At 57.9% G+C, this 13,502-nt stretch carries 16 protein-coding genes; 12 read left to right on the forward strand and 4 right to left on the reverse strand.

Translation table 11 applies throughout. The features are described 5' to 3' along the window. A complete protein-coding gene (gene rpmF / locus ACLM45_RS03445) occupies positions 1–177 on the forward strand; it encodes a 50S ribosomal protein L32 (protein WP_038004947.1) in 177 nt (58 codons plus the stop codon). A gap of 1 nt (position 178) precedes the next feature. On the opposite strand, the gene ACLM45_RS03450 is transcribed toward rpmF, so the two are convergent. The 3 genes from ACLM45_RS03450 to ACLM45_RS03460 are packed head-to-tail and all read right to left on the reverse strand — an operon-like array spanning position 179 to position 2,191. Beyond that, a complete protein-coding gene (locus tag ACLM45_RS03450; protein ID WP_415410595.1) occupies positions 179–1,111 on the reverse strand; it encodes a kinase in 933 nt (310 codons plus the stop codon). Further along, entirely contained in the window at positions 1,101–1,439 is a 339-nt protein-coding gene (locus tag ACLM45_RS03455; RefSeq protein ID WP_415410596.1) for a DUF565 domain-containing protein, read from the reverse strand. Before ACLM45_RS03455 ends, ACLM45_RS03450 begins: the two co-directional genes overlap by 11 nt. Continuing rightward, a complete protein-coding gene (locus tag ACLM45_RS03460; RefSeq protein WP_415410597.1) occupies positions 1,436–2,191 on the reverse strand; it encodes an HAD-IA family hydrolase in 756 nt (251 codons plus the stop codon). Before ACLM45_RS03460 ends, ACLM45_RS03455 begins: the two co-directional genes overlap by 4 nt. Before the next feature lie 82 nt (positions 2,192–2,273). Between ACLM45_RS03460 and recJ the strand changes: the two genes are divergently transcribed. Then, on the forward strand, positions 2,274–4,169 hold the full coding sequence (recJ, locus tag ACLM45_RS03465; RefSeq protein WP_415410598.1) for a single-stranded-DNA-specific exonuclease RecJ: 1,896 nt from the start codon (positions 2,274–2,276) through the stop codon (positions 4,167–4,169). Beyond that, positions 4,166–5,536 carry a chloride channel protein gene (locus ACLM45_RS03470; protein ID WP_415410600.1) on the forward strand — a complete coding sequence of 457 codons (1,371 nt, stop codon included), beginning with the start codon at positions 4,166–4,168 and terminating at the stop codon, positions 5,534–5,536. Before recJ ends, ACLM45_RS03470 begins: the two co-directional genes overlap by 4 nt. Here ACLM45_RS03470 and psb30 read toward each other — a convergent pair. Further along, the gene (psb30, locus tag ACLM45_RS03475) at positions 5,515–5,622 is read right to left on the reverse strand and encodes a photosystem II reaction center protein Ycf12/Psb30 (protein ID WP_006041509.1); all 108 of its coding nucleotides are present in this window, start codon (positions 5,620–5,622) and stop codon (positions 5,515–5,517) included. The genes ACLM45_RS03470 and psb30 overlap by 22 nt on opposite strands. Before the next feature lie 134 nt (positions 5,623–5,756). Here psb30 and ACLM45_RS03480 point away from each other — a divergent pair, with 134 nt between their 5' ends. From ACLM45_RS03480 to ACLM45_RS03520, 9 genes are all read left to right on the forward strand, one after another. Further along, positions 5,757–6,128 carry a YkgJ family cysteine cluster protein gene (locus ACLM45_RS03480; protein ID WP_006041510.1) on the forward strand — a complete coding sequence of 124 codons (372 nt, stop codon included), beginning with the start codon at positions 5,757–5,759 and terminating at the stop codon, positions 6,126–6,128. Continuing rightward, complete coding sequence (locus ACLM45_RS03485; protein WP_006041511.1) at positions 6,125–6,454, forward strand: TMEM165/GDT1 family protein; 330 nt, start codon at positions 6,125–6,127, stop codon at positions 6,452–6,454. Before ACLM45_RS03480 ends, ACLM45_RS03485 begins: the two co-directional genes overlap by 4 nt. A gap of 41 nt (positions 6,455–6,495) precedes the next feature. Next, positions 6,496–6,801, forward strand: coding sequence for a TMEM165/GDT1 family protein (locus ACLM45_RS03490; RefSeq protein ID WP_006041512.1), 306 nt, complete (start codon positions 6,496–6,498; stop codon positions 6,799–6,801). Positions 6,802–6,928: 127 nt separating this feature from the next. Beyond that, positions 6,929–9,304: an RNB domain-containing ribonuclease gene (locus ACLM45_RS03495; RefSeq protein WP_415410601.1), complete on the forward strand. Its 2,376-nt coding sequence runs from the start codon at positions 6,929–6,931 to the stop codon at positions 9,302–9,304. Then, complete coding sequence (locus ACLM45_RS03500; protein ID WP_006041514.1) at positions 9,301–9,912, forward strand: flavin prenyltransferase UbiX; 612 nt, start codon at positions 9,301–9,303, stop codon at positions 9,910–9,912. Before ACLM45_RS03495 ends, ACLM45_RS03500 begins: the two co-directional genes overlap by 4 nt. Next, positions 9,909–10,406, forward strand: a complete 498-nt coding sequence (locus ACLM45_RS03505) for a hypothetical protein (protein WP_415410603.1) — start codon at positions 9,909–9,911, stop codon at positions 10,404–10,406. The genes ACLM45_RS03500 and ACLM45_RS03505 overlap by 4 nt, the downstream gene beginning before the upstream one ends. Before the next feature lie 59 nt (positions 10,407–10,465). Next, positions 10,466–10,903: a DUF2996 domain-containing protein gene (locus ACLM45_RS03510; protein ID WP_415410605.1), complete on the forward strand. Its 438-nt coding sequence runs from the start codon at positions 10,466–10,468 to the stop codon at positions 10,901–10,903. Positions 10,904–10,974: 71 nt separating this feature from the next. Next, on the forward strand, positions 10,975–12,057 hold the full coding sequence (gene acsF, locus ACLM45_RS03515; protein ID WP_415410607.1) for a magnesium-protoporphyrin IX monomethyl ester (oxidative) cyclase: 1,083 nt from the start codon (positions 10,975–10,977) through the stop codon (positions 12,055–12,057). Next, complete coding sequence (locus ACLM45_RS03520) at positions 12,057–13,502, forward strand: TldD/PmbA family protein (RefSeq protein ID WP_415410609.1); 1,446 nt, start codon at positions 12,057–12,059, stop codon at positions 13,500–13,502. The genes acsF and ACLM45_RS03520 overlap by 1 nt, the downstream gene beginning before the upstream one ends.

The following is a 13,502-nucleotide window of genomic DNA, read 5'->3' on the forward strand; positions in this document are numbered from 1 at the left end:
ATGGCCGTCCCGAAGAAGAAAACCTCGAAGAGCAAGCGCAACCAACGGCATGCCGTCTGGAAAGCCAAGGCTGCAACTGCAGCGCAAAGGGCTCTTTCCATCGGCAAATCCGTTCTGAGCGGTCGTGCTCAAGGTTTCGTCTATCCCGTGGCGGAAACCGACGACTCCGAAAGCTGAGTTAGCTGAAACGGACTTCACGAACGGCTCTTTCGCTCGTGAGGTCCACAATGATCGTGGCTCCAGGAATCCAGTTAAGACAACTTTTTGGGAGAGCCGCCTCAACCATTCGATTGAACCCGGAGAGGTCGTTCTCAGCAAAGCTCACTCCGGTACTTTCAAAGAGGGTGTTCAACTGCTGACGCTTCCAACGCGCGGAAGCATCAATGTTTTCGATGCGCAGATGCCAGAGCTCGTTGAGCATGGACCAGATTGACGCGTACTCCCTGAGTTGCCTGAGTGCTTGGGGACGCCACTGTCGTTCGGCTGGCGTCAGGGAGTGCTCCATTGCATCATTTCCTTCCTCACCAACAACCGCACCGAGGAACCATCCCTCCAGCAACACCACCCGTGGCTTGGAAATGGATGAACCGCAACGGTCACCACGTCCTCCCCTAAGGGATTTATCAAACCGCGGAGCTTGCAGTCTGCCCCCTTGCAACCAAGTCTGCAGAGAACGTTCCATACCGATTAGGTCATGACTGCCAGGCAGAGCCCGGGGCACCCCCCAAGGGTTACCGGCCATGCTGCGTTCCAGTTCGTCTGCAGGCCAGTAGAAATCATCGATCGATAAATGCTCCACCGACCAGCCGAGATGGTCGGAAGCATGTTTGATCCAGCTGCAAAGGGTGGTCTTGCCACAACCCGGCAGGGCGCTGACACCGATCAGCTTCAGACCATCCTCGACATGGGCTTGTTCGACTCTGGTGAGCAGGGGAAGAGCCAGGGACGCGATCCAGGCGTCATCGACAGGAACTGACCAACGATCCCGCACCAAGTTGACACCACCACGGGCCTGCCAGTGGTGCCACCAACCCTCGGGATTGGGCCAACCCAACAGCTCAAGCAGGGCATCCCCCCCGAGTGGTGCTGGCGGCCGACGGTCAAGATCCAAGCTTGAAAGCCTCAAACACAACGGCGTAAACGGTTCCAATCCTCAGATTGTCGAGAGCCAGCCAACTCAGAGGCCATTGGTCGATTCGGACCCGGCTCCTCAGCCTCACTTGCATTTCCAGAACCAGAACCACCATCAGAACGGCAAAGGGCCGTTGCTGACCCGATTTCTGAAACCAGTACATGGTGACGTTGCTGCCCACGATGAAACCGAACAGCAAAGACAGAAGTCCCACACTCCTGCGACGCCAAGAACCGACCAGCGCCTGGGACAGATGGGTTCCCACCCGACGCTGAAACTGGTCGTATCGCGTATCTTGCAGCGTCATCCCTGACCCAGATCAAGAAGCATCTCCAGATACTTCAGCGTGACCCGGCCGCCTTCACAAGGGGGCCCACTGAAGATCCGGCACGAGGTTTCAGCTCCAAAGTGATCCATAACTGCCGTGGCATGGTGATTCTCCATCGGCAGTGCAGAGTCCCAAGGGGATGGAGTCAGCAAGCAAGGCAGTCCCGCTGCACGAGCCGAACGCAAGCCGGGTGCTGAGTCTTCCAAGGCAATCGCGCAATCTGGATCGACACCACTGCGTCGCAGAGCAAGAAGATAGGGCTCTGGATCAGGTTTTGAACAACGGACATCGTCCGCTGTCACCCAACCGCAGAAAGGGCCTGCGCTGAAACCGTTCAGAACCTCGAGAAGAGCCTGAACGGACGCAAGTCCGCTGCTGGTGACGATCCACTGCTGGACACCGGCCTGCTGAAGGTCCTTGAGAAGCCGCAGCACTCCTGGTCGCCACTGCACGGCACCGGAGCGAATCAAGGCGAGGTAGTGACGCTGCTTGGCCTCGCGTAACCGTTGGAGCAGGTCCGGTGTCAGAGATACAGAGCTCATCTCCGCAAACCGCTGCATGCGCTTGGTTCCCCCGGGAATGGTCAAGAGCTCGGCATACAGGGCAGGGTCCCAGTTCCAGTCGACACCCAGCTCGGCGAAGGCACGGTTGTAAGCCACCCGATGGCCGGACATCTCCGTATCAGCAAGCGTTCCGTCCACATCCCAAAAGACGGCTTGCAGTTGAGACATTGCAGCGATTCAGCATGGGTTCAGCCTGATGGAACACCATCGGTGGCGGAACCCCCCACAATGCGTCCATCGGAGATGAGGGATGGTTGAGGTCGCCCGACAGCAGCAGTGGCGCCTGCCGCGGCCCATCGATGGCATCCCCCTTGATCGCGCTGCTTTACCCCAACCGCTCAGAGCTGTCCTTTATCGGCGCGGCCTTCTTACAACAGAGGACGTGGAGGCTCTCCTGAGCGATCAGGACCCGCCGGCTCCTCACGACCACTTCCCCCAGCTCGCCCCTGCGCTTGCACGCCTTAAGACGGCGTGCGGGTCGGGGGAGGCTCTGGCCGTTTGCGGTGATTACGACGCCGACGGCATGACCAGCACCGCCCTGCTCCTGCGAGCCTTTCGCTGTCTTGGTGCCCGACCCAAGGCGGCGATTCCAAGCCGAATGGATGACGGGTATGGGTTGAACCCAGGGATGGTGGAACAGCTCCATGCAGAGGGGATCAGACTTTTGATCACGGTCGACAACGGAGTGGCCGCGAAAGAAGCACTGGAGCGCGCCGAAGATCTCGAGGTGGATGTGATCCTCACGGACCACCACACCCTTCCGGATCAGCAACCGAAAGCCATGGCCCTGATCCATCCGGCCACAACTCCTGAAAACTCGCCGTATCGAAGTCTTGCGGGCGTTGGTCTCGCTTACATCGTGGCCCGCACTCTGGCGTTAGAGATGAACAGGCCCGAAGCGATTGCCAACTCCCGGGATCTGTTCTGCATCGGCACCGTGGCCGATATGGCACCCCTGACAGGGGCCAACCGCAGTCTGCTGAAAGAAGGTTTGAAGCACCTTCACCGCAGCAGCTGTCCGGGTGTGCAGGCCCTGCAGCAGCTGGCTGGACTGGGTGATCGCCCCCTTGTCGCTGATGACATCGGTTTCCAGCTGGCACCCAGGATCAATGCCGTCGGCCGCATTGGTGATCCGGTTCTGGTGGTCGACCTCCTCACCGCGGAGGATCAGAACCAGGCCTATGAACTGGGACGCCGCTGCGACGTCCTCAACCGTCAACGCAGAGACCTCTGCGATGCGATCGAAGCGGAAGCCATTGCGTTGTTGGAGAGCGACCCATCCCCCCTACCGTCCTTCGTTCTGTTGGCCCAGAGCCATTGGCATCATGGGGTGATTGGGATCGTGGCCGCCCGTTTGGTGGAGCGTTACCAAAGGCCGGCGGCCCTTTTGGCAGCGGATGGAGAAGGATTGATGCGGGCATCCGTCCGTGCCCCTGAGGGTTTCGCGGTGGATGAAGCTCTGCGGCACTGCGGCCATCTGCTCGAACGCTTTGGCGGACATCCGGCCGCGGGAGGCTTCACGGTTCAGGCATCGGCCGTGACGGAGTTACACGAAGAGCTCAACCGACTGGCCACAGCCTGGATCGATCAGAGAGGGCAGGGTTTGCTCGTGGAGCCTGAAGCTCTTCTGACGCTGGAAGAAATCAACCATGACCTCTGGGCAGGTCTGCAGAAGCTGGAACCCTTCGGAGCAGGCCATCCCAAACCGCTGTTCTGGTCGAGGGGATGTCGGGTGACAGATCAACACTTCCTGCGCGGTGGGCATCGACGCCTGACGCTTGAACAGAACGGAACGGAGCGACAGGCCATCTTCTGGCGCTGGCCAGCCACCGAAACACTTTCCCAGACGATTGATCTGGCCTACCGGATCACCCAGAACCACTGGAGAGGGGAAACCCGGTTTCAGCTTGATATCCAGGCCCTGCGAGCTCACCATCCCGAAATGGAAGTCCAGCGAGGTTCTGGGAGTTACAGGATGCAGCGCCTTGGGGAGAACAGCCTGAAACTGCTGAATTCGGCCGGCGAGTCCATGATCTGCAGGATCAACGACAACGGTGTGCTGGAAAGCGACGACAGCCGAGCCCGACACCCCTACGTTGCGGAATTACTACAAGAGGCCTGCATAGGTCTTGGCCTTTGCCCATGAGTCCGGACAGTCGCCAGGACGTTGCCCTGATTCCAGGGATGCTGCCTTCACAAAGCCGGATCGAAGGCTTAGCCCGTCATTTCATTGGCCTGGTGATCGTTGGCGTTCTGATCGGCATCGCTTGCCTGCCGCTCAATCTGGTGGATCGCGTTCAGGAGCAGTTCTACGCACTCATGCCAACGGACGCATCGAGCCCGTGGACTCTGCCCGGCATTCTTGTGGCGCTGGCGCCACTGGTCGTGATGCCGGTCCTGCTTCTGCTGCAGCGAGGTCCATGGCATGAGGGAGCAGGGTCTGGAATTCCATCCACGATGAATGGATTGAAGGATCCGTCCCTGCTGCCAAGGGCCATGGCCGCTCCAGGCACGGTGCAACGCGGCATCCTCTGGTCGATCGCAACCGTCGCCATGTTTCCTCTGGGAAGGGAAGGGCCTGTTGTGCAGTTCGGTGCAGCGGTGGCCAGGGCCTTCCATCAGCGTTTCAAGACATGGCTGCCGTCGCTGAGCGAACGTCAGATGGTGGCCATTGGGGGAGGAGCCGGCCTGGCCGGCGGGTTCAACACACCTCTGCTCGGAGCCGTTTTCATGCTGGAAGAGCTCACGGCCGATTACGCCATCGTGACGATCTGGCCGGCTCTTGTGATCAGCGTTGCAGCAGCAGGACTATCGAACATCGGCGGGCAACCGATGTTCGGCCTCGGCGTTCTCAACGTTGTGACTCCCGAGATGGAGCAACTGATGATGGCGATCCCGGTTGGACTCGTTGCAGGACTTTTTGGAGGGCTGTTCAACAGGGGACTGGTCTGGCTGACCAGGACACTGTCGGAATCAGTGAAACGCTGGCCACTACAAACAGGTCTCTACCTGGGGGGAGGTCTCAGCCTGCTGGCTTTGATGAGTTGGGGAACATCGACATCAGACGGAGAATCCCTGGTGCGACAGCTGATCGAGCAGGGCATGCCTGATCCGGTTCGCGAGGGTAATCACTTGACCGCAGGCCTCACCAGTCTCTGGATCACCACCGTGCGCATGATCGGTCCGATGCTGGCTCTCAGCCCTGGAGTGCCTGGAGGCCTGATTGATCCCTCACTGTCCTTCGGAGCCGTGCTGGGTTACACCATCTGCAGCAGCGCGGGATACAGCGGTCAATTGGGGATCGGACTGGGTCTCGCTGCAGGCCTATCAGGCGCGACTCAACTCCCCCTGGTCTCCATCATTTTCGCCTGGCGACTTGCCGGTGATCAGCAGTTGTTCGCAGGCGTGGTGCTGGCGGCTGTTCTTGCTTCCTACACCGGTCGCCTGGTGTGCAGGGATCCGGTGTATCACGGATTGAGCAAGCTCAATCGTCAGAGTGCGCCGCGGCGATAGAAGAGGATGAAGATCACTGCTGGTCCAGCCAGGGTGATCAAGGCCAGTGCGCCGAAATTGGCGATCAGGTGGAAATCGATTCCCATGGGTTGAAACAGGTAAGCAACAGTTTGCCGAAACTAGGTTACGAGCCTTCCGCCAGAAACAATTCAAACCGGGCTGGCCTCTGTGATGGCTTGTCACAGCCCGGACAGAACACAACCAACCACGGATTGTCATCATGAGTCGCCATTCCCTGCACTGGGCCTGCCTCCAGCACTGCGGAGCCTGCTGCAGGCTGGCCCCAGAGGAACGTCAGGAAGCGATCGAGGCACTGACACCTGAACAGCAGAGCCAATACCTCGCCATGGTGGGGGCCGATGGATGGTGCATTCACTTCGACAGTGGTGCCAGGCGATGTCGCATTTACGAAGAACGCCCAGATTTCTGTCGTGTCGCCAGCCTCTGCAGCCTCTTCGACGTTCCCAAAGACCATGCTGATGCCTTCGCCATCTCCTGCTGCCGCCAGCAGATTCGGTCGGTTCATGGTGGACGCAGTCTGGAACTGCGTAAGTTCGAACGACTGATTCGATCCACGCCTCCATTGCGATGACCGACGCCGGAAGCTCTCAGCGTCCAGGATTCACAACCGTTCTGGTCAGTACCTTCTCCACCGTGTTCCTGGCGGAACTTGGGGACAAGACGCAGTTGGCGACGTTGCTGCTCTCTGCAGAATCCGGACAACCGTGGCTGGTTTTTGGTGGTGCCGCTCTGGCTCTGATCTGCTCAAGCCTGGTCGGCGTGCTGGTGGGACGCTGGCTTTCCTCAGTTCTGCAACCCGAACGCCTGGAACAAATGGCAGGGCTGCTGATGGTGGGGCTCGGACTATGGCTCGGATCCCAGGCGCTGCGATCAGTCCTAGGGGACCATCTCCTCTGAGCGACCCGGTCGACTCTCAGCCCAATCCAACCAACTCAACGATGAATCTCACGCTGCTGCTCTCAACCTTCGTCACTGTGTTTCTGGCTGAGCTCGGAGACAAGACGCAGCTGGCGACCGTGGCAATCAGCGGGACCTCGGACCGACCGCTTGCCGTCTTCCTGGGATCATCGAGCGCCCTTGTGATCGCCAGCCTGATCGGGGCTGTTGCTGGGGGATCTCTCTCGGCGATCATTCCTGCTGACTGGATCCAGCTGTCGGCATCCATCGGGTTTCTGGTCATCGGACTCCGCCTTCTTTGGCCGAAGCTCAATACTGAGTCCGGTGTCCTTCCAGAACAGGACTGAATCACATCCCGTCAAGGCATCGGCTCGTAAGATCGAGTGGATTAAATGGTTGCGCGGTCCCTCTGCTGCTTGCGCACCCGTTTTGTCCTCCTCCCGGACCTGAAGTCCGGTTTCCGAATCCGTTCTGATGAAATTCACGGTTGCTGATCTACTCGACCAGGTTCCTTCCGATGGAACCCTGGAAACGACAAAGCTCGAGAAGATCCTCCGTTTGAGCAATCGATCAGAGAAACACACTCTTGGATTGGCTTTAGAAGCCCTCACGCGCCTTGGAATCCTGAACACGGATGAGAGCGGTGGCATTCACAAATGCATCACCGATGATTTGGTGCAAGCCCGGCTTCGATGCAGCACCAAGGGTTTTTGTTTCGCCATCCGAGATGACGGTGGTGATGACATTTACATCCGCGATCATCAGTTGAATCACGCTTGGAACGGTGATCGCGTGCTCGTGCGCATCACCAGGGAAGGCGGCCGCCGCCGTTCACCTGAGGGAGGTGTGCAATGCATTCTCGAACGGGCCACAACAAGTCTTCTGGCCACTGTTGAACAACAAGAAGAGAAACTCATCGCCATTCCCCTCGATGATCGTCTTCTTGCGGCCATCGACCTACCGGCTGAGGATGCGAGCTACGCAACGACTTCAGCGGATGAGGCAGTCGCGGAGGTGGTCCTGGACCGTTACCCCGTGGCCCAATTTTCGGCCCAGGGCCATGTCGCTCGCTCTCTTCCTCTCAATGGAGGAGCGGAGGATGACAGAGATCTGATGTTGACAAAAGCCAATCTCCATCAACGTCCCACTCCACCACGAGCTTCGCTTAAGTCACCCGCAGCAAAGAAGAGGAACGATCTCACTGATCAACCTGCTCTTCTTCTCAAGCCCTGGTCTGACGATGAGGCTGTCTGTTTACCGGCCATCCATGTCATTCCTCATGAAGGAGGGACACGCCTGTGGGTCCATGCGCCAGCGTTGGCCGAACGCCTAACGCCAGGAAACAGTCTTGACCAATGGCTCTCGAACCAATCAGAAAGCATCTGTCTTGGCCGGCAGTGGATACCGCTGCTGAGCCCGGCACTGACCAAGGCAAGCGCATTCCGCGTCGGCGAGGTTCAAGATGCAGTCACGCTGCGGCTAGACATTGGCCCTGACTGTGAATGGAAAGACTGGGAGTTCTCCCTGACCAAGATCCGTCCAGTTGCAGAACTCACACACGAACAACTGGCAGCTCTCGACAATCGCAAACCGAAATCGCGGGCGATCCCAGCGTCCCTTAAACCGATCAAAGAGCAGATCAACCAACTAGAGACTCTGATTTTTTGTGCCAGGAACGCCCATGAGTGCGAAAAGTCTGCAGGCCTGATCGAACTTGACCTGCCCAAACCGCAACTCGACAGTCTCGGGGATTTAAATCAAGTGTCCCCTGATGGTGATGGCACCAACTGGACGGAACCGTTCAATGCTGCCGCTCCGGAATGCCTGATGGCAGTGCTGCTGCGCACGGCACACCGTGTGTGGAGTTATCACTGCAAGAACCTGAATCTTCCAGCTGTGCTGCTTGAAGCTCCCCCTGCCGATGATTCAGCACTGACGGATGTTGCTAAAGCTGCAGTTGCGCTTGATGTGCAGCTGGAGCTTGACGAGGACGGCACGCCTTCTGCGGGCGAACTCGCCAAGGCCGTCGCCGGTTGCCAGTACAGCCGCGTTCTGAATCTGCAGCTTCGCCAGGCACTGCCCTACACCATGTACCGACTTGCTGATGTTGCTGAGACCGCAACAGGTGTTCAAGTTGATGACGCGATCACGGAGTCTGAAACTGAGGTTGCGTCAGAGATGCAGGCCGATGATCAAGACAGCCAAAATCCCAAGACTGATGGTTCATTCTGGTCTCAATCCCTAGCACCCTGGTGTTGCCCGACACTCCATTACGCCGATGTCCTGAATCAACAGGTCCTGTGTCAACTGCTGAATGAGGGAAAGGATCGTCCCAACGTGCGTCATAAAACCAAGGTGGAGATCGGACGTCAGGGAGCTGGTGATCAGATCACCTGGCCGCTTTTCACCGCATCCCAGGATCAAAAACTGGCAGAACTGTTCCGGGAACGGATGCTTCAGCGTCTCAACACGCGCCGACGCCAGGTTTCAGATCTACGCAAGGACATGATCGCGATGGCTCATGCCAGAAGCGCCGAGCCCATGGTGAATCAGGAGCAAAACGGTGTGATTAGTGGAGTGCAAAGTTATGGATTCTTCGTCGAGATTCCGCCATCGATGGTGGAAGGGTTAGTGCACGTCAGCTCGTTGAATGACGACTGGTATGAATACCGTTCTCGGCAGAATCGACTGGTGGGACGGCGGAGTCGACGGGTGTATCAACTTGGAGACCTCGTGAAGGTCAAAGTGCTGAAAGTCGACGTATTGCGCAATCAGATCGACCTGGAAGTAGTACCCACTGATCAGTCCACTGAACAGGACCCCTTGCCTGTTGCCGTGTCAGACGCATGATCTCTCCTTTCGTGATCGGCGTGAGCGGCGCGTCCGCCCAACAATTAGCGGAACGAAGCATTCAATGGCTTCTTCGCGGTGGTCACAGCGTTCATGTGATTGTCAGCAGGGGAGCTCACGAAGTTTGGAGAGCTGAACGGGGCATCGCTGTCCCTGTGGATCCCGACCAGCAGCAACGGTTCTGGCGTGACCATCTCGACGTGCAAACCGGCGAGTTGATCTGCCATCGCTGGGATGATCAAGCCGCTGTGGTGGCCAGTGGCAGTGTGGTGACGCGGGGAATGGTGGTTGTCCCCTGCTCGATGGGAACCGTGGGGCGCCTGGCGGCTGGACTGGCAGGAGACCTGCTGGAGCGCAGCGCGGATGTGCACCTCAAGGAAGGCAGACCCCTCGTCATTGCCCCGAGGGAAATGCCATGGAACCTGATTCATCTGCGCAATCTCACAACGCTTGCCGAAGCTGGAGCCAGGATTGCTCCGCCCATTCCAGCCTGGTACACCCAACCGGAATCCCTCGACGACATGCTCGACTTTCTTGTCATGCGCCTGTTTGACGGTTTGGGCGAATCGCTGACTGAACAGAGCCGCTGGCAGGGACGACGCCCATGACTCCGCTGCAACGGCTGCTTCTGATTCCATGCCTGTCACCCTTGCTGCTCACGTTGCTGGTCGCAGGTCTGAATCTCGGGAAGGGAGGAAGCCTTCGGATCCTCACCTGGCAGCTTCCCACTCTGCCCATCGGTGCCTGGATGGCCATTGCAGCTGCAACCGGCGCGGCACTGGGTTCAGGAGGTGCCTTGGCGGCATCTCCCCAGCAACCCACGCTCCAGCGCGAAGTGCGGCGGCCCTTTCAATGGCCGCCTGAGCGTTCGGAACCACCTGAACAGCCGAATTCTCCCCCCGATGCCGCGTCCGTGACGTGGCCTGAACGGGATGTGCGTGATCCAGCGCCAACCGTTTCCGTACCCTTTCGGGTGATTCGACGCGGCGAAGCACAAGCTGAGACGGTGCCGATGGATGATCAGGCGAAGACCACGGCAGCTGGAGCATCCAAGGCTGCAGAGCCTGATGACTGGAATCAGCCCCTCAGCGAGGACTGGTAGGCGGCGATTGGTGAGGTAACACCAATGCTGTCTACAGTCCCGCCAGTGACCGACAACCGGTGAGCGAAACCCCTGCCAAGCCGAAAGGCACGACCAAACCCGCTGGTGAAGGCAAAGCAAAACCTGCCGCCAAACCAAAGCCCGAGGACAAAGCTTTCGCCTCCTTTATCCAAGAGGACTTCCTCCCCTCGCTCTCGAAGGCCTTGGCCGATCGAGGACATGCTCCAGTGAGCCTTTCTCTCTCGGAGGGAGAGCGCCCCGTGGTGGGTGGTTTGTGTTGGATGGTGAAAGGAGAGCTCAGTAGCGAGCGCAGGTTTTGGCTCTGCTTCGAATCCGATGCCATCACCTCCGGCAAAACCATTGCCCTTGCCGAGTCCGCAGCCGAACCAAGCCTGCTGGAATCGTTTCTGATCGACGAGAAGCGAATTACCCTCGCGCTTCTGCAATCGCGACTGCTCCAGCGGCTCAACGGTCAGAAATGGCTTGGTGGCAACTGAACCACTCGCTTCACAGAGACCTCGGCAACCTCACGGTGCCACTTACGATGACTAGTACTGAGCAAAAACAGATGGTGCCTCCTACCGCCGTCAACGACGCACCTGCCGCAGGATCAGCCGTTGCCGTTAAGGATCCGGCCAAGGACACGATCCTCACGCCGCGCTTCTACACAACGGACTTCGAAGCCATGGCCGCAATGGATCTGCGGCCAAACGAAGCAGAACTGGAGGCCATCTGCGAGGAGTTCCGCAAGGATTACAACCGTCATCACTTTGTTCGCAACGCAGAATTCGACGGAGCCGCCGACAAACTCGACCCGGAAACACGCCGTGTTTTCGTTGAATTCCTTGAGCAGAGCTGCACATCAGAGTTTTCAGGCTTTTTGCTCTACAAAGAACTCAGCCGTCGCATTAAGACAAGAAATCCGCTTTTGGCTGAATGTTTTGCTCATATGGCCCGTGATGAAGCCCGCCATGCCGGGTTTCTGAACAAATCGATGAGTGATTTCGGTTTGCAGCTCGATCTGGGCTTCCTGACCGCTAATAAGAAGTACACATTTTTCAAACCCAAATTCATTTTCTACGCCACCTATCTCTCTGAAAAGATTGGTTATTGGCGCTACATCACGATTTTCCGTCATCTGGAGAAGAACCCCGACAGCAAGATCTTCCCGATTTTCAATTTCTTTGAAAACTGGTGCCAAGACGAAAACCGCCACGGTGATTTCTTTGATGCCTTGATGAAGGCACAACCCAATACTGTTCGTGGCATCCGAGCACGCCTCTGGTGCCGCTTCTTCCTACTGGCCGTTTTCGCGACGATGTACGTGCGCGACGTAGCCCGCAAGGAGTTTTACGAAGCTCTGGGACTTGATGCGCGTGACTACGACCGACTGGTGATTGACAAGACCAACGAGACAACCGCCAGAGTTTTCCCCGTTGTCTTAGATGTCAAAAATCCTAAGTTTTTTGCAGGGCTTGAAAACTTGGTAACCAACAACGCAGCCCTGGATGCCGTAGATGCCAGTGCTTCACCAGCACCGATCAAGTGGTTGCGCAAACTTCCCCACTGGATTGCCAACGGTGGGCAGATGGCGTCGCTCTTTTTGATGGCTCCAGTGCGCAGCGAGCAGTTTCAACCCAGCGTGCGCTGATGCAAACCACGACAACTTCTACAACCGGGATCTTCAACCTGGATCCCTGTTGTTTTCCATGGGAGCAACGTCTCAACACCTTGTTGAGTGTCGGTCTGGCAGCAGGAGCCGATCTCGTTGAAGTCTTCCTCGAGCGCACCGACCACTTGGGAGTGCTCGCTGAACAAGACAAGATCACCAGTGTTTCGCCGGCCTTCGGAATGGGAGCAGGCATCCGGGTGTTCCGGGGTGCGAGGGATGGATTCGTGAGCACCAACGATCTCAGTGACACCGGTTTGACCGAGGCACTGGATCAGGCTTTGGCCATGCTTCAACTGGAACGATCCACCCTCTCCGGTTCCAATTCATTTCAAGGTGTCAGCGCTCTCAGAAATTTCGCTGCGACGAAAAACGATTGGTTGGAGCGCACACCCAACCTTGATGTCATCACCCAGCGACTGCTTGAAGGAACCCAATGCCTGCAGCGCCTTGGCCAGCATCTTGAAGTAAGGCGCGGCAATTTCTCCCGGGACTGGCAGGAAGTGCTCGTGGCTGCCAGTGACGGCACCTTCGCTCGCGACATCAGGCTGCATCAATCCAGCGGACTCAGTGTGCTGGCTGCAGACGGTGACCACCGCGCCAGCATCGCTCGTCGGTACGGAACCACCGACAAACCCAATGATCTGTGCGACTGGAACATCGAAGCCTCCGCTCAAGAGGTGTGCGGCAGTGCGTCCACCATGCTGCGTGCTGACTATGTGGACGGTGGCCAGATGCCTGTGGTGCTTGCCAACCGATTTGGTGGCGTGATCTTCCATGAAGCCTGCGGGCACTTGCTGGAAACAACCCAGATCGAACGCGGCACCACACCATTCGCCGAGAGCATCGGCGAATCCATAGCCCATCCAGCCGTAACTGCCATCGATGAGGGGTTGAGTGACGGGGCCTTTGGCTCCATGTCCATGGACGACGAGGGAATGGAACCGCAGCGAACAGTTCTGATCGAAAAAGGAGTCCTGAAGCGGTTTATCAGCGACCGTGCAGGAGAGCTGCGCACCGGTCACGCCCGTACCGGCAGTGGTCGCCGCCAGAGCCACGGATTCGCAGCCGCAAGTCGGATGCGCAACACCTACATCGCTGCTGGTCCTCACAGCATTGATGATCTGATCGGATCCGTGGATCGCGGGCTTTACTGCAAATCCATGGGAGGCGGAAGTGTCGGCCCCACAGGACAGTTCAACTTTTCCGTTGAAGAGGGCTATTTGATTGAAAACGGAACCCTGAGCAAGCCTGTGAAAGGAGCCACCCTGATCGGTGAAGCCAAAGAGGTCATGCCACGGATTTCTATGTGTGCCGATGATCTTGATCTTGCCGCCGGCTATTGCGGTTCAGTGAGCGGAAGCGTCTTCGTGACCGTGGGACAACCCCACGTCAAAGTTGATTCCATCACCGTGGGAGGCCGCTGA

This window comes from Synechococcus sp. A10-1-5-9 (genome assembly GCF_047716785.1).
Taxonomy (GTDB): domain Bacteria; phylum Cyanobacteriota; class Cyanobacteriia; order PCC-6307; family Cyanobiaceae; genus Synechococcus_C.